This is a genomic window from Bradyrhizobium sp. RT6a, assembly GCF_040547675.1.
Classification (GTDB): domain Bacteria; phylum Pseudomonadota; class Alphaproteobacteria; order Rhizobiales; family Xanthobacteraceae; genus Bradyrhizobium.
Genome location: NZ_JBEPQC010000002.1, coordinates 1,201,145 through 1,217,290 on the forward strand (window position 1 = coordinate 1,201,145; position 16,146 = coordinate 1,217,290).

General features: G+C 63.8%; 16 protein-coding genes. All 16 read left to right on the top strand.

The window, feature by feature from the left end; genetic code table 11:
* The first annotated feature begins 505 nt into the window (after positions 1-505).
* The 16 genes from ABIC03_RS15695 to nuoN all read left to right on the top strand — a co-directional run bounded on the left by ABIC03_RS15695 (position 506) and on the right by nuoN (position 16,145).
* Entirely contained in the window at positions 506-871 is a 366-nt protein-coding gene (locus tag ABIC03_RS15695) for an NADH-quinone oxidoreductase subunit A (protein WP_007603535.1), read from the top strand.
* Positions 862-1,449, top strand: a complete 588-nt coding sequence (locus ABIC03_RS15700; protein WP_007603537.1) for a NuoB/complex I 20 kDa subunit family protein — start codon at positions 862-864, stop codon at positions 1,447-1,449. The genes ABIC03_RS15695 and ABIC03_RS15700 overlap by 10 nt, the downstream gene beginning before the upstream one ends.
* An 11-nt stretch (positions 1,450-1,460) precedes the next feature.
* On the top strand, positions 1,461-2,075 hold the full coding sequence (locus ABIC03_RS15705; protein ID WP_354058960.1) for an NADH-quinone oxidoreductase subunit C: 615 nt from the start codon (positions 1,461-1,463) through the stop codon (positions 2,073-2,075).
* Positions 2,076-2,077: 2 nt separating this feature from the next.
* The gene (locus tag ABIC03_RS15710; protein WP_354058961.1) at positions 2,078-3,274 is read left to right on the top strand and encodes an NADH-quinone oxidoreductase subunit D; all 1,197 of its coding nucleotides are present in this window, start codon (positions 2,078-2,080) and stop codon (positions 3,272-3,274) included.
* Positions 3,274-4,236 (top strand): FkbM family methyltransferase, encoded by a 963-nt coding sequence (locus ABIC03_RS15715; RefSeq protein ID WP_275171314.1) that lies wholly within the window; start codon positions 3,274-3,276, stop codon positions 4,234-4,236. Before ABIC03_RS15710 ends, ABIC03_RS15715 begins: the two co-directional genes overlap by 1 nt.
* 12 nt (positions 4,237-4,248) lie before the next feature.
* Positions 4,249-4,860 (top strand): NADH-quinone oxidoreductase subunit NuoE, encoded by a 612-nt coding sequence (gene nuoE / locus ABIC03_RS15720; RefSeq protein ID WP_007610983.1) that lies wholly within the window; start codon positions 4,249-4,251, stop codon positions 4,858-4,860.
* Positions 4,860-5,066, top strand: a complete 207-nt coding sequence (locus ABIC03_RS15725; RefSeq protein ID WP_275171313.1) for a hypothetical protein — start codon at positions 4,860-4,862, stop codon at positions 5,064-5,066. The genes nuoE and ABIC03_RS15725 overlap by 1 nt, the downstream gene beginning before the upstream one ends.
* Positions 5,067-5,081: 15 nt before the next feature.
* A complete protein-coding gene (gene nuoF, locus ABIC03_RS15730; protein WP_018455087.1) occupies positions 5,082-6,407 on the top strand; it encodes an NADH-quinone oxidoreductase subunit NuoF in 1,326 nt (441 codons plus the stop codon).
* A gap of 5 nt (positions 6,408-6,412) precedes the next feature.
* Positions 6,413-8,488, top strand: a complete 2,076-nt coding sequence (nuoG, locus tag ABIC03_RS15735; RefSeq protein ID WP_354058962.1) for an NADH-quinone oxidoreductase subunit NuoG — start codon at positions 6,413-6,415, stop codon at positions 8,486-8,488.
* 4 nt (positions 8,489-8,492) lie between these two features.
* On the top strand, positions 8,493-9,560 hold the full coding sequence (gene nuoH, locus ABIC03_RS15740; RefSeq protein WP_007603555.1) for an NADH-quinone oxidoreductase subunit NuoH: 1,068 nt from the start codon (positions 8,493-8,495) through the stop codon (positions 9,558-9,560).
* A 14-nt stretch (positions 9,561-9,574) separates the two neighbouring features.
* Positions 9,575-10,063 (top strand): NADH-quinone oxidoreductase subunit NuoI, encoded by a 489-nt coding sequence (gene nuoI, locus ABIC03_RS15745; RefSeq protein WP_026232873.1) that lies wholly within the window; start codon positions 9,575-9,577, stop codon positions 10,061-10,063.
* Positions 10,064-10,072: 9 nt separating this feature from the next.
* Complete coding sequence (locus tag ABIC03_RS15750) at positions 10,073-10,711, top strand: NADH-quinone oxidoreductase subunit J (protein ID WP_007603557.1); 639 nt, start codon at positions 10,073-10,075, stop codon at positions 10,709-10,711.
* On the top strand, positions 10,708-11,016 hold the full coding sequence (gene nuoK, locus ABIC03_RS15755) for an NADH-quinone oxidoreductase subunit NuoK (protein ID WP_015685769.1): 309 nt from the start codon (positions 10,708-10,710) through the stop codon (positions 11,014-11,016). The genes ABIC03_RS15750 and nuoK overlap by 4 nt, the downstream gene beginning before the upstream one ends.
* Positions 11,017-11,077: 61 nt before the next feature.
* Positions 11,078-13,177 (top strand): NADH-quinone oxidoreductase subunit L, encoded by a 2,100-nt coding sequence (gene nuoL / locus ABIC03_RS15760; protein WP_354058963.1) that lies wholly within the window; start codon positions 11,078-11,080, stop codon positions 13,175-13,177.
* Positions 13,178-14,686 (top strand): NADH-quinone oxidoreductase subunit M, encoded by a 1,509-nt coding sequence (locus ABIC03_RS15765; RefSeq protein WP_354058965.1) that lies wholly within the window; start codon positions 13,178-13,180, stop codon positions 14,684-14,686. It abuts the gene before it with no gap.
* 22 nt (positions 14,687-14,708) lie between these two features.
* Positions 14,709-16,145 carry an NADH-quinone oxidoreductase subunit NuoN gene (gene nuoN, locus ABIC03_RS15770; RefSeq protein WP_275171309.1) on the top strand — a complete coding sequence of 479 codons (1,437 nt, stop codon included), beginning with the start codon at positions 14,709-14,711 and terminating at the stop codon, positions 16,143-16,145.
* Position 16,146: the final 1 nt, after the last annotated feature.

The window sequence follows — 16,146 nt, forward strand, 5'->3', positions numbered from 1 at the left end:
ACGAGATCGATGAGCTCGCGGGCGATGCCCCCCCGGCCCGAAGCTCATGCGAGCGCGGCGCGCGACGACCAAGCCACGTCGTCGCCGCGCTCGCCACCGATTTCCGCGGCGGCGGAAGCGGGCGCCGCCCGCCCGACGCATTCGCCAAATAGGCCCGGGTCCGATCGTGATGCATGGCTCCCGGATCGCTCGCCCGGATAATGGGCGCGTCTGTCCTCGTTGTAATCTGGACTTTGCTGCGTCGCGGCCTAGATAAAGTGAGCCTTCCCAACCACGGACGTCACGGCCCAGCGGGTGTGGACTGATCGGGGCGCCCTTGCTGGGGCTGTCGATCTGCTCCATACCAGCCGCGGGGTGATTCCGGGATTTCCACCGTTCTGAGGGCGACAAAGGGCCTAAAAAGAGCGTGTCTTGCGCCCATTGGTGCACTGCGCTAAGGCTCAGAACAATTCCAAACTGGACGAATCCGTGGCTGTCCCGAGGCTGCGGGAAAAAGGGCTCGTCAATGAGCGGCATTCTGCAGAACTATCTTCCACTCGTCGTCTTCATAGGGGTCGCGGGCCTCATTGGCCTTGTGCTGCTGATCGCGCCGTTCATCGTTGCGTTCCAGCAGCCGGACCCGGAAAAGCTGTCGGCGTATGAGTGCGGTTTCAACGCCTTCGACGACGCCCGCATGAAGTTCGACGTTCGCTTCTATCTGGTCGCCATCCTCTTCATCATCTTCGATCTCGAGGTGGCGTTCCTGTTTCCCTGGGCGGTGGCGTTCGGCAAGCTTGGCGCGACCGGCTTCTGGTCCATGGTGGTGTTCCTTGGCGTGCTGACGGTCGGGTTCGCCTATGAATGGAAGAAAGGCGCACTGGAATGGGATTGAACCCTGTGTCATCCGCCGGTCCGGTTCTCGCGCCGGCCCCCAAGGGCATCCTGGACCCGTCGACCGGCAAGCCGGTCGGGGCCAATGATCCGTTCTTCCTCGAGGTCAATTCGGAACTGTCCGACAAGGGCTTCTTCGTCGCCGCGACCGACGACCTCATCACCTGGGCGCGCACCGGCTCGCTGATGTGGATGACCTTCGGTCTCGCCTGCTGCGCGGTCGAGATGATGCAGGTGTCGATGCCGCGCTACGACGTCGAACGCTTCGGCTTCGCGCCGCGCGCCTCGCCGCGCCAGTCGGATGTGATGATCGTCGCGGGGACCCTGACCAACAAGATGGCGCCTGCGCTGCGCAAGGTCTACGACCAGATGCCCGAGCCGCGCTACGTCATCTCGATGGGCTCCTGCGCCAACGGCGGCGGCTATTATCACTATTCCTACTCGGTCGTGCGCGGTTGCGATCGTATCGTGCCGATCGACATCTACGTGCCGGGCTGCCCGCCCACGGCGGAAGCGCTGCTCTACGGCGTGCTGCTGCTGCAGAAGAAGATCCGCCGCACCGGCACCATCGAACGCTAAGGTTTTACGTCATGGACGACGCCAAGCTCGAGGCCCTGGGGCAGACGATCGTTAGCGCGCTTCCGGGCGCCGCAACGGGTCATTCGGTGGCCTTCAACCAGCTCACGGTCGATGTCGAGGCCAGCAAGATCGTCGAGGTGGTCAAGTACCTCCGCGACGACCCGAACTGCCGCTTCGTCAACTTCACCGACATCACGGCGGCGGACTATCCCTCGCGCGAGAAGCGCTTCGACGTGATCTATCACTTCCTGTCACCGACCCTGAACGCCCGGATCCGGCTCAAGGCCCAGGCCGATGAGACCACGCAGGTGCCGTCGCTGATCGAAGTGTTCCCCGGCGCCGACTGGTTCGAGCGCGAGGCCTACGACCTCTACGGCGTGATCTTTGTCGGTCATCCCGACATGCGTCGCCTCCTGACCGATTACGGCTTCGAGGGTCATCCGCTGCGCAAGGATTTCCCGACCACCGGCTTCCTCGAGGTCCGCTACGACGACCAGGAGAAGCGGGTGGTGTACGAGCCGGTCAGGCTCAACCAGGAATTCCGCAAGTTCGACTTTTTGTCTCCGTGGGAGGGCGCCGACTATCCGGTCCTTCCGGGTGATGAAAAAGCGGGGCCGAAGGTCTGAACATGAACGAGCAACCGCAAGAACTCCGCAATTTCACCATCAACTTCGGTCCGCAGCATCCGGCCGCGCACGGCGTGCTGCGCCTGGTGCTGGAGCTTGACGGCGAAGTCGTCGCCCGCGTCGACCCGCATATCGGTCTGCTCCATCGCGGCACCGAAAAGCTGATCGAGCAGAAGACCTATCTGCAGGCGATCCCTTATTTCGACCGCCTCGACTACGTCGCGCCGATGAACCAGGAGCACGCCTTCTGCATGGCTGCAGAAAAGCTGCTCGGCATCGAGGTGCCGCGCCGCGCGCAGCTGATCCGCGTGCTCTATTGCGAGATCGGCCGCATCCTGTCGCATTTGCTCAACGTCACCACGCAGGCGATGGACGTCGGCGCGCTGACCCCGCCGCTGTGGGGTTTTGAAGAGCGCGAAAAGCTGATGGTGTTCTACGAGCGCGCCTCCGGCAGCCGCATGCACGCAGCCTACTTCCGCGTCGGCGGCGTGCATCAGGACCTGCCGCAGAAGTTGGTCGACGACATCGACGCCTGGTGCGATCCGTTCCTGAAAGTGGTCGAAGATCTCGACCGGCTGCTCACCGCGAACCGCATCTTCAAGCAGCGCAACGTCGACATCGGCGTGGTGTCGCTGAAGGAGGCCTGGGAGTGGGGCTTCTCCGGCGTGATGGTGCGCGGTTCGGGCGCGGCCTGGGATCTGCGCAAGTCGCAGCCCTATGAATGCTACGCCGAGATGGATTTCGACATCCCGATCGGCAAGAACGGCGATTGCTACGACCGCTATCTGATCCGCATGGAAGAGATGCGCCAGTCCGTGCGCATCATGAAGCAGTGCATCCAGAAGCTGAACGCACCGGACGGGAAGGGCCCTGTCGTCGTCGAGGACAACAAGGTCGCGCCGCCGCGCCGTGGCGAGATGAAGCGCTCGATGGAAGCGCTGATCCATCACTTCAAGCTCTACACCGAAGGCGTTCACGTGCCGGCCGGCGAGGTCTACGCCGCGGTCGAGGCGCCGAAGGGCGAGTTCGGCGTCTTCCTCATCTCGGACGGCACCAACAAGCCCTACAAGTGCAAGATCCGCGCGCCCGGCTTTGCGCATCTCCAGGCGATGGATCACATCTGCCGCGGTCATCTGCTCGCCGACGTTTCCGCGATCCTCGGCTCGCTCGACATCGTGTTCGGAGAGGTCGATCGGTGATGGCGCAGGCGCCGATCCAGTTTGACCGTGCCTCGGGGGCCCTTGAAGGGGCCAATCTGTGGGAGCGGACGGCTGCCTTGGCGCTGGTGACGGGATCGAAGATCTCCTCGCACTTCTCGCATATGGGCTACATCGCCTGCGCCAATCTGCTGCGCAAGACGCTGCCCGAGCGCAACATCGCGATCAAGCTCAACCCCGATGCCGTGTTCGAATTTCCCTACGGCGACGGCTATTGGAGCAAGCTGCTCAACCGTTCCTACAATTACGAGGACGAGCTGGAGCTGCTGTTCGCCGACTCCATCGATGTCGACTACACGCTGCTCGATTGCGGCGCGAATTACGGCTATTGGTCGGTGCTGGTGTCGAGCAAGCCGTTCGGTTCGCACAAGGCGGTCGCGATCGAGCCGTCGGGGCAGAACTATCCGAAGCTCGCCAACAACGCCCGGATCAACGGCAGCCGCTTCGAGACCATGAAATGCGCGATCGGCGCGGCCCGTGGCACCGCGCGTCTGTCTGGCACCAAGCACGAGGCCTTCAGCATCGCCGGCGATGCGTCGGCGGGCGGCGAGGACGTGCCGGTCATCGCGCTCGATAATCTCATCGACGACGGCAAGATCGCCGCGAGCGGCAAGTACCTGATCAAGCTCGACGTCGAGGGCGTCGAGATCGAGGCGATCAAGGGCGGCGCCCGGCTGCTCCAGGCCGACAGCGTCATCATGTGCGAGGAGCACGGCAGCGACCGCTCGCACGCGGTCTCGCGCTACATCCTCGAACACACCCCGCTGAAGCTGATCGTCTACGATCCCAGCACCCGGCGTATGGAAACGGTGACCGAGCTGTCGATCCTCGACCGCATCAAGGTCTCGACCCACGTCGGCTACAATGTTTTCGGCACCGCAAGCGCATTCTGGCAGGACAGGATCAATGCCCTGAATGCGAAAACCGCGCGCCGCATGCAGTGAGAGATTGAAGAGATGTCCGTTCGCCGATTAGCACCGAAGGAAGTCCAGCCCGCGAGCTTTGCGTTCACGGAGGAGAACCTCGCGTTCGCCAAGCAGCAGATCGCGAAATATCCGGCCGGGCGCCAGGCTTCGGCCGTCATCGCCATCCTCTGGCGCGTTCAGGAACAGCACGACGGTTGGGTCTCGGAGGCCGCGATCCGCGCTGTCGCCGACATGCTCGACATGCCCTATATCCGCGTGCTCGAGGTCGCGACCTTCTACACGATGTTCCAGCTGGCCCCGGTCGGCAAGAAGGCCCACGTCCAGGTCTGCGGCACCACGCCGTGCCGCCTGCGCGGCGCCGAGGATCTGATCCACGTCTGCGAGCACCGCATCCATCACGAGCCCTTCCATCTCTCCAAGGACGGCAATTTCAGCTGGGAAGAGGTGGAGTGCCTCGGTGCCTGCGTGAATGCGCCGATGGTGCTGATCGGCAAGGACACCTATGAGGATTTGACCAAGGAAAGCTTCGGCAAGGTGCTAGACGGCTTTGCGTCTGGCAATCCGCCCAAGCCCGGTCCGCAGAACGGCCGCCAGTTCTCGGCGCCGACCGGTGGGCCGACCACACTGAAGGAGATCACCTGATGCGTGATCTCTCGTCGCCGCCAGCTGAAGGGAGCAGTGTTGTGAAGAAGTGGGGCTTCGTCGCAATGCATTCCGCCGTGGCGGCCACGTTCATTTTCCTGCTTCAGCGCTTCGCCCTGAACGCGTCGCTGGAATCCAGTCTGCTCTGGGCGCTGACCTTCGCCGTCTGCGCCGCCGGGCTTGCCTACAAGCAAGCCAACCGTTGATCGGAAAGCACTGACATGCTCGAGGACAAGGACCGCATCTTCAAGAACCTCTACGGCCTCCACGATTGGGGGCTCGAGGGCGCGCGGCGCCGCGGCGCCTGGGATGGTACGAAGAACATCATCGACAAGGGCCGTGACTGGATCATCAACGAGATGAAGGCCTCGGGGCTGCGCGGCCGCGGTGGCGCCGGCTTCCCGACCGGTCTGAAATGGTCGTTCATGCCGAAGGAATCGACCGACGGCCGGCCGAGCTATCTCGTCGTCAACGCCGACGAGTCCGAGCCCGGGACCTGCAAGGATCGCGAGATCATGCGGCACGATCCGCATCTCCTGATCGAGGGCTGCCTGATCGCGAGCTGCGCGATGAACGCGCATGCCTGCTACATCTATGTCCGCGGCGAGTTCATCCGCGAGCGCGAGCATCTCCAGGCGGCGATCGACCAGGCCTACGAGGCCAAGCTGGTCGGCAAGGACAACGTCAACGGTTGGCCGTTCGACATCTACGTCGCCCACGGCGCCGGCGCTTATATCTGCGGCGAGGAAACCGCGCTGCTCGAGAGCCTCGAAGGCAAGAAGGGCCAGCCCCGTCTGAAGCCGCCGTTCCCGGCCAACGTCGGCCTGTACGGCTGCCCGACCACCGTCAACAACGTCGAGTCGATCGCGGTTGCGCCGGACATTCTGCGCCGTGGCGCGGCGTGGTTCGCCGGCATCGGCCGTCCCAACAATGTCGGCACCAAGCTGTTCTGCATTTCCGGCCATGTCGAGCGGCCCTGCAACGTCGAAGAAGCCATGGGCATTCCGTTCCGTGAGCTGATCGAGAAGCATTGCGGCGGTATCCGCGGCGGCTGGGACAATCTCAAGGCAGTGATTCCCGGCGGCTCCTCCGTGCGCATGGTGCCGGCCGAGCAGATCATCGACACGCCGATGGACTTCGACAGCTTAAGCAAGCTGCGTTCGGGTCTCGGCACTGCGGCCGTGATCGTGATGGACAAATCGACCGATTTGATCCGCGCCATCGCCCGCATCTCCTATTTCTACAAGCACGAGAGCTGCGGCCAGTGCACGCCGTGCCGCGAAGGCACCGGCTGGATGTGGCGCGTCTTGACCCGCATGGCCGAAGGCCGCGCCCACAAGCGCGAGATCGACATGCTGCTGGAAGTCACCAAGCAGGTCGAAGGCCACACCATCTGCGCGCTGGGCGACGCCGCGGCGTGGCCGATCCAGGGCCTGATCGCGCATTTCCGTCATGAGATCGAAGCGCGCATCGACCAATATTCGCACAAGTCCGACATCGACGATATCGGCGTCCGCGATCCCGTGAACATGGTCGCGGCGGAGTAGAGACAATGACCAAGCTCATCATCGACGGTAAAGAGATCGATGTCCCCGCCGAATACACGCTGCTCCAGGCGTGCGAGGCGGCCGGCGCCGAGATTCCGCGCTTCTGCTATCACGAGCGGCTGTCGATCGCCGGCAATTGCCGGATGTGTCTCGTCGAGGTGAAGGGCGGCCCGAAGCCGGTCGCGAGCTGCGCCTGGGGCGTGCGCGATTGCCGTCCGGGTCCCAAGGGCGAGCCGCCGGAAATCTCCACCCGTTCGCCGATGGTGAAGAAGGCGCGCGAAGGCGTGATGGAATTCCTTCTCATCAACCATCCGCTGGATTGCCCGATCTGCGATCAGGGCGGCGAGTGCGACCTGCAGGACCAGGCGATGGGCTATGGTGTCGACACCAGCCGCTTCGCCGAGAACAAGCGCGCGGTCGAGGACAAATATCTCGGCGCGCTGGTCAAGACCTCGATGAACCGCTGCATCCAGTGCACCCGCTGCGTCCGCTTCTCGGCGGAAGTGGCCGGCGCCCCCGAAATGGGCGCGACCGGCCGCGGCGAGGACATGGAGATCACGACCTATCTCGAGCACGCGCTGACGTCGGAACTCCAGGGCAATCTCGTCGATATCTGCCCGGTCGGCGCGCTGACCTCGAAGCCTTATGCCTTCGCCGCGCGCCCGTGGGAGCTCGGCAAGACCCAGTCGATCGACGTGATGGACGGCGTGGGATCTGCGATCCGCGTCGACACCCGCGGCCGCGAAGTGATGCGTATCCTGCCGCGCATCAACGAGGCCGTGAACGAGGAGTGGATCTCCGACAAGACCCGTCACGTCGTCGACGGCCTGCGCACCCAGCGCCTCGACCGGCCCTATATTCGCGAAGCCGGCAAGCTGCGCGCGGCGAGCTGGCCCGAGGCCTTTGCCGCGATCGCCTCCAAGGCGGCGCGCACCGACGGCAAGCGGATCGGCGCGATCGCAGGCGACCTCGCCGGCGTTGAAGAGATGTTCGCGCTGAAGGATTTGCTGGCCAAATACGGCTCCGCCAATCTGGCCGTGCAGGGCGGCGATGCCTTCGATCCCGCGCTCGGCCGCGGCTCCTACATCTTCAATCCGACGCTCGCCGGCGTCGAGCAGGCCGATGCGCTGCTCATCATCGGCGCCAATCCGCGGAAAGAGGCGGCCGTGTTCAACGCCCGCATCCGCAAGCGCTGGCGCGGCGGCGGCTTCAAGGTCGGCGTGGTCGGCGCCAAGCCCGACCTGACCTACGATTACGACCATCTCGGCGCAGGCACCGATACGCTCGGTGAGCTCGCGGCCGGCAAGCACTCCTTCATGGACGTGCTGAAGAACGCCAAGAACCCCATCATCCTGGTTGGTGCGGGCGCGGCCTCGCGCCACGACGGCGCTGCGATTCTCGCAGCCGCCGCCAAGCTCGCGCTCGATGTCGGCGCGGTGAAGGACGGCTGGAACGGGTTTGGCGTGCTGCATGAGAGCGCCTCGCGCGTCGGCGCGCTCGACATCGGCTTTGTCGCCGGTCAGGGCGGGCTGAACGCAGCGCAGATGACGACGTTCGGGACGCTCGATCTGCTGTTCCTGCTCGGCGCGGATGAGATCAAGCCATCGGACGGCACCTTCGTCGTGTATATCGGCACCCACGGCGACCGCGGCGCTCACCGCGCCGACGTGATCCTGCCGGCAGCCGCCTATACCGAGAAGTCCGCGATCTACGTCAACACCGAAGGCCGCGTGCAGATGGCCGGACGGGCCGCATTCCCGCCGGGCGAGGCCCGCGAGGACTGGGCGATCGTCCGCGCGCTGTCGGAAGCGCTCGGCAAGAAGCTCGGCTATGACTCGCTATCGGCCCTGCGCCAGGCGATCTTCAAGGCGGTGCCGCATCTGATCCGTCTTGACCAGATCGAGGCCGGCTCGGCCGACCAGGTCAAGAAGCTCGCGGGGAAGGGCGGCACGACGGAGAAGGCTCCGTTCAAGCCGCTCGTCGAGGACTTCTATTTGACCAACCCAATCGCGCGTGCGTCCGCCGTGATGGCGGAGTGTTCGCGGCTTGCCTCCGGGCAGATGCTGACCGCAGCGGAGTGAGCTGATGGAATTCTTCGAAAGCGCATTCTGGACCGGGTTCCTCTGGCCGCTGATCATCATGATCGCGGAGAGCGTCCTGGTGCTGGTCGTCCTGCTGGTGGCGATCGCCTACATCCTGCTCGCCGACCGCAAGATCTGGGCGGCGGTGCAGATCCGCCGCGGCCCGAACGTGGTCGGCCCCTGGGGCCTGCTGCAATCCTTCGCCGACCTCCTGAAGTTCGTGCTGAAGGAGCCGATCATCCCGTCCGGCGCCAACAAGGGCGTGTTCCTCCTGGCTCCCTTGGTCTCGTGCGTGCTCGCGCTCGCCGCCTGGGCGGTGATCCCGACCAATCTCGGCTGGGTGATCTCCGACATCAATGTCGGCGTTCTCTTCATCTTCGCGATCTCGTCGCTGTCGATCTACGGCATCATCATGGCCGGCTGGTCGTCGAACTCGAAATATCCGTTCCTGGCGGCACTGCGCTCGGCGGCGCAGATGGTGTCCTACGAGGTCTCGATCGGCTTCGTCATCATCACGGTGCTGCTCTGCGCCGGCACGCTGAACCTCTCGGCCGTAGTCGAGGCGCAGCACGTCCGGGGTCTCGCCAGCCTGATCGGGTTGCCGCAGCTCACCATCCTGAACTGGTACGTCTGGCCGCTGTTCCCGATGTTCGTGATCTTCTACGTCTCGGCGCTGGCGGAAACCAACCGTCCGCCGTTCGACCTGGTCGAAGCGGAATCCGAGCTCGTCGCCGGCTTCATGGTCGAGTACGGCTCGACGCCGTATCTTCTGTTCATGCTCGGCGAGTATGTCGCGATTGCCACGATGTGCGCGATGGCGACGATCCTGTTCCTCGGAGGCTGGCTGCCGCCGGTGGACCTGCCACCCTTCAACTGGGTGCCGGGGATCATCTGGTTCTCGCTAAAACTGTTCTTCATGTTCTTCCTGTTCGCGATGGCCAAGGCGATCGTGCCGCGCTACCGCTACGATCAACTGATGCGCCTCGGCTGGAAAGTCTTCCTGCCGTTGTCGCTGGCGATGGTGATCGTGGTGGCCGGTGTGCTGCACTTTGCCGGCATCGCGCCGAAGTGAGGGCCGTCATGGGTATCAACATCAACGCCACTGCACGCTCGCTTCTGCTGTCGGAATTCGTCTCGGCGTTCTTCCTCGCCATGCGCTATTTCTTCCAGCCGAAGCCGACGCTGAACTATCCCTTCGAAAAGGGCCCGATCTCGCCGCGGTTCCGAGGCGAGCATGCGCTACGCCGCTATCCGAACGGCGAAGAGCGCTGCATCGCCTGCAAGCTGTGCGAAGCGGTTTGCCCGGCGCAGGCCATCACCATCGAGGCCGGCCCGCGCCGCAACGACGGCACCCGCCGCACTGTGCGCTACGACATCGACATGGTGAAGTGCATCTATTGCGGCCTCTGCCAGGAAGCCTGTCCGGTCGATGCCATCGTCGAAGGTCCGAACTTCGAGTTCGCGACCGAGACCCGCGAGGAACTGTTCTATGACAAGGCCAAGCTGCTCGCCAACGGCGATCGCTGGGAACGCGAGATCGCGAAAGCGATCGAACTCGACGCGCCGTACCGGTGAGATGAGAGCATGATCCTTCCCGCGCTGTTCTTCTATCTGTTCGCCGGCGTCTGCGTCGCCTCGGCGGTGATGGTGATTGTCTCGCGCAATCCCGTGCACTCCGTGCTGTACCTGATCCTGGCCTTCGTCAACGCCTCCGGCCTGTTCGTGCTGATGGGCGCCGAGTTCCTGGCGATGATCCTGATCGTCGTCTATGTCGGCGCCGTCGCGGTGCTGTTCCTGTTCGTGATCATGATGCTCGACGTCGACTTCCTCGAGCTGCGCGAGGGCTTTATCGAGTACCTCCCGGTCGGCCTCGTGATCGGCGGCATCTTCCTGTTCGAGCTGTTGCTCACCGTCGGCTTCTGGGTCATCAACCCCGGCGTCGCCAAGACGATCACGGCGGCGATCCCGACCAACGTCTCCAATACCGAGGCGCTGGGCCTGGTGCTCTATACCAAGTACATCCACTACTTCCAGCTCTCGGGCATGGTGCTGCTGGTCGCCATGATCGGCGCCATCGTGCTGACGCTGCGGCACAAGGCGAGCGTCAAGCGGCAGGACATCAACGTTCAGAACGCGCGCACGCCCGAAATAGCGATGGCGATCCGCAAGGTGACGCCGGGGCAGGGGCTCCAGGACTCTGACGCGGCGGAGTGGGTGAAATGACGATCGGGCTCGGACACTATCTTGCGGTCGGCGCGATCCTGTTCACGCTCGGGATCCTCGGCATCTTCCTGAACCGCAAGAACATCATCGTCATCCTGATGTCGATCGAGCTGATCTTGCTCGCGGTCAACATCAACCTCGTGGCGTTCTCGACCTTCCTCGGCGACATCGTCGGGCAGGTCTTCGCGCTCCTGGTGCTCACCGTCGCGGCCGCTGAAGCCGCGATCGGTCTCGCCATCCTGGTGGTCTATTTCCGCAACCGCGGCTCGATCGCGGTTGAGGACGTCAATCTGATGAAGGGCTGATCGCATGATCCGGAAAAGTGGATACCGGTTTTCCGACCAGATCATGCGGAAAGATTAAATCATGGTCCAGGCAATCGTCTTTCTGCCTCTGCTGGGCGCAATTCTGGCCGGCTTGATCGCGCTGTTCGGCGCGCATGCCCGCAACCCCTCGGGCGACACGGTCGAGCATCACGATGATCACGGCCATGGCGCGCAAGCCCATGCGTCCGACACCATCAACGATGATGCGTCGGTCATCCACGAGACCCATCACGAGCCGGGCGACGGCCACGACGACCACCACGTCTCCGAGCCGCCCGCGGCGGGCTCGCGCGGCGCCGAGCTGATCACCACGGCGTTGCTGTTCGTGTCGGCGGCGCTGTCCTGGATGACGCTGGTCGATGTCGGCTTCATGCACCACGACATGCGCATTCCGCTGCTGCCGTGGATCCTCTCCGGCGATCTCCAGGTCTATTGGACGCTGCGGGTCGACACGCTCACCGCCGTGATGCTGGTGGTGGTGACCACCGTGTCCTCGCTCGTGCACCTCTATTCCATCGGCTACATGGACGAGGACCCGAACCGGCCGCGCTTCTTCGGCTATCTCTCGCTGTTCACCTTCGCCATGCTGATGCTGGTGACCGCGGACAACCTCGTGCAGCTATTCTTCGGCTGGGAAGGCGTGGGTCTGGCGAGCTACCTCTTGATCGGTTTCTGGTACCAGAAGCCGTCGGCGAACGCCGCCGCCATCAAGGCCTTCGTGGTCAATCGCGTCGGCGATTTCGGCTTCGCGCTCGGCATCTTCGCGATCTTCCTGCTGGCCGGCTCGACCGATTTCGAGACCATCTTCCACGCTGCACCCGGCCTCACCGGCAAGACCATTGACTTCCTCGGCTGGCACGCCGACGCGCTGACCCTGACCTGCCTGTTGCTGTTCATGGGCGCGATGGGCAAATCGGCGCAGTTCCTGCTGCACACCTGGTTGCCGGACGCGATGGAAGGCCCGACCCCGGTGTCGGCGCTGATCCACGCCGCGACCATGGTCACGGCCGGCGTCTTCATGGTGGCGCGCCTGTCACCGCTGTTCGAGCTGGCGCCGAACGCGCAGGCCGTCGTGATGTTCTTCGGCGCCACCACGGCGTTCTTCGCGGCGACCATCGGCCTCGTCCAGAACGACATCAAGCGCATCGTCGCTTACTCGACCTGTTCGCAGCTCGGCTACATGTTCGTGGCGATGGGAGCAGGAGCCTATTCGGTCGGCATGTTCCATTTGTTCACGCACGCCTTCTTCAAGGCGCTGTTGTTCCTGGGCTCCGGCTCGGTGATCTACGCGATGCATCACGAACAGGACATCCGCAACATGGGCGGCCTCTGGCGCAAGATCCCCTACACCTATGCGGTGATGGTGGTCGGCACGCTCGCGCTCACCGGCTTCCCGCTGACCGCCGGCTATTTCTCCAAGGACGCGATCATCGAGTCCGCTTACGCCTCGCACAATCCGTTCGCGATGTACGGCTTCCTGATGACGGTCATCGCGGCCGGCCTGACCTCGTTCTACTCGTGGCGCCTGATCTTCAAGACCTTCCATGGCGAGCCGCATGACGATCACCACTACGAGGCCGCGCATGAAGCGCCGATCTGGATGCTGATCCCGATCGGTGTGCTCGCGGTCGGCTCCATCCTGGCCGGCTTCCCGTTCAAGGAGCTGTTCGCCGGTCACGGCATCGAGGAGTTCTTCCGCGAATCCGTGAAGATGAACCCGCACATCATCGAGGAGATGCACCACATCCCCGAGACCATCGCCTTCCTGCCGACGGTGATGATGGTGCTGGGCTTCCTGGTGTCGTACCTGTTCTACATCCGCCGGCCCTATCTGCCGGTCGAGCTCGCGAACACGCAGCCGATGCTGTACAAGTTCCTGCTCAACAAATGGTACTTCGACGAGCTCTACGACATCATCTTCGTCCGTCCGGCGAAGTGGATCGGCTACCAGCTCTGGAAGAAGGGCGACGGCTTCATCATCGACGGTCTCGGCCCCGACGGCGTCTCGGCCCGGGTGCTGGACGTCACCCGCAACGTCGTGAAGATCCAGACCGGCTATCTCTACCACTACGCGTTCGCCATGCTGATCGGTGCCGCCGGCCTGATCACCTGGTTCATGTTCGGCTTTGGAGGCCAGTAAATGACGACCTGGCCAATTCTATCCGTCACGACGTTCCTGCCGCTGGTCGGCGCGCTGATCGTCTATCTCAGCCGCGGCGATGACGAGGCGGCCCGGCGCAACTCGCGCTGGATCGCGCTGTGGACCACGCTGATCACCTTCGCAGTGTCGGTGATCCTGGTCATGCGGTTCGATGCGTCGAACCCCGACTTCCAGTTCGTCGAGAAGGCGAACTGGCTCGCCACCGGCATCACCTACCACATGGGCGTGGACGGCATTTCGCTGCCGCTGGTGATCCTGACCACCGCCATCATGCCGTTCTGCATCATCGCGAGCTGGAAGGCGATCACCAACCGCGTTCGCGAATACATGATGGCGTTCCTGATCCTGGAAACGCTGATGATCGGTACCTTTTCGGCGCTCGATCTCGTGCTGTTCTACCTGTTCTTCGAAGGCGGCCTGATCCCGATGTTCCTGATCATCGGCGTCTGGGGCGGTCCGCGCCGGGTCTATGCGTCCTTCAAGTTCTTCCTCTACACGCTGCTCGGCTCGGTGCTGATGCTGCTCGCCATCATGGCGCTGTACTGGAACGGCGGCACCACGGACATTCCGACCCTGATGCACACCGCCGTGCCGCGCTCGCTGCAGACGTGGGCGTGGCTTGCCTTCTTCGCCTCGTTCGCGGTGAAGATGCCGATGTGGCCGGTGCACACCTGGCTCCCCGACGCCCACGTCGAGGCGCCGACCGCCGGCTCGGTGGTCCTGGCGGCGATCATGCTGAAGATGGGCGGCTACGGCTTCCTGCGGTTCTCGCTGCCGATGTTCCCGCTGGCCTCGCACGACTTCGCGCCGCTGATGTTCACGCTCTCCGCCATTGCCATCATCTACACCTCGCTGGTGGCGCTGATGCAGGAGGACATGAAGAAGCTGATCGCGTATTCCTCGGTGGCGCATATGGGCTTCGTCACCATGGGCATCTTTGCCGGCACCATGCAGGGCGTCGCCGGCGGCGTGTTCCAGATGATCTCGCACGGCATCGTCTCCGGCGCGCTCTTCCTCTGCGTCGGCATCGTCTACGACCGCATGCACACCCGCGAGATCGCGGCCTATGGCGGTCTCGTCAACCGGATGCCGCTCTACGCGCTGACCTTCATGGTCTTCACCATGGCCAATGTCGGTCTGCCCGGCACCTCCGGCTTCGTCGGCGAGTTCATGACGCTGCTCGGCACCTTCAAGGTCTCGATCCCGACCGCGTTCTTCGCCACCTTCGGCGTGATCCTGTCGGCCTGCTATGCGCTGTGGCTCTACCGCAAGGTCGTGTTTGGGGCGCTGGTCAAGCCGTCGCTGGCGAGCATGAAGGATCTCACCTTCCGGGAGGGTCTGACGCTGTTCCCGCTGATCGCGCTGACGATCCTGTTCGGCATCTATCCGAAGCCGGTGCTCGACATGTCGGCGGCGTCGGTCCAGCAACTCGTCAACAATTACAACACCGCTGTGACGGCCGTGAAGGCCGCCGCACTGCTCCAGTGAGCGGGCAGGTCAGGATATCGCCATGAGCTTTGAGACTGCAGGTTATCAACTGGCGCCGGTGCTGCCCGAGCTCGTGCTCGCGGTGGGGGCCATGGCACTCCTGATGCTCGGCGCCTATCGCGGGCAGGAGACCACCAAGACGGTCACGACGCTTGCGGTGCTGCTCCTGATCGTGGTCGGCGTGCTCGAATACATGCTGCCGGCGGGCAAGCACGTGACCTTCGGCGGCAGCTTCATCGTCGATGATTTTGCCCGCTTTATGAAGATCCTGGCCCTGATCGGTTCGGCGGTGACGCTGGTGCTGTCGACCGAGTTCCTCTCGGATCCGTCGCGCCGTATCTTCGAATACGCGATCCTGGTGCTGCTCTCGACCCTCGGCATGATGGTGCTGATCTCGGCCGGCGATCTGATCTCGCTCTATCTCGGCCTCGAATTGATGTCGCTCGCGCTCTACGTCGTGGCGGCCTCGAACCGTGACAACGCCAAGTCGACCGAAGCCGGCCTGAAGTACTTCGTGCTCGGCGCGCTGTCGTCGGGCATGCTGCTCTACGGCTCCTCGCTGATCTACGGCTTCACCGGTACGGTCAGCTTCACCGGCATCGCGGCGGCCGCGACGATCTCGAATGTCGGCCTGGTGTTCGGTCTCGTGTTCCTGCTCGCCGGCCTCTGCTTCAAGGTCTCGGCCGTGCCGTTCCACATGTGGACGCCTGACGTCTACGAGGGCGCACCGACGCCCGTGACAGCCTTCTTCGCCTCGGCGCCGAAAGTGGCCGCGCTCGCGGTCTTCACCCGCGTCACGCTGACCGCATTCCCCGGCATCGTCTCGCAGTGGCAGCAGATCCTTGTGTTCGTGTCGATCGCCTCGATGGCGCTGGGTTCGTTCGCCGCGATCGGCCAGAGCAACATCAAGCGCCTGATGGCCTATTCCTCGATCGGCCATATGGGCTTTGCCCTGGTCGGCCTCGCGGCGGGCACGGTCGAGGGCGCGCAGGGCGTCTTGATGTACATCGTGATCTATGTCGCGATGACGCTGGGCTCCTTCGCCATCATCCTTGCGATGAAGCGCAACGGCCAGCCGGTCGAGCAGATCAGCGATTTCGCGGGTCTCTCGCGGACCAATCCGCTGCTCGCCTTCATGTTCGCGATGCTGCTGTTCTCGCTCGCCGGCATTCCGCCGCTCGCCGGCTTCTTCGCCAAATGGTACGTCTTCGTCGCCGCCATCAAGGCGAACCTGTTCACGCTCGCCGTCATCGGCGTGCTGACCAGCGTGGTCGGCGCCTACTACTATCTCAGCATCGTCAAGACCATGTATTTTGACGAACCGGCCGGGCAGGTCGATCCGGTGCGCGTCGAAGTCAAGACGGTGCTGGCGGTCGCGGGCCTGTTCAACATTCTGTTCGCCCTGTTCGCGGGCCCGGTGGTGAGCGTCGCCTCCGCCGCGGCAAAGTCGCTGTTCTAGG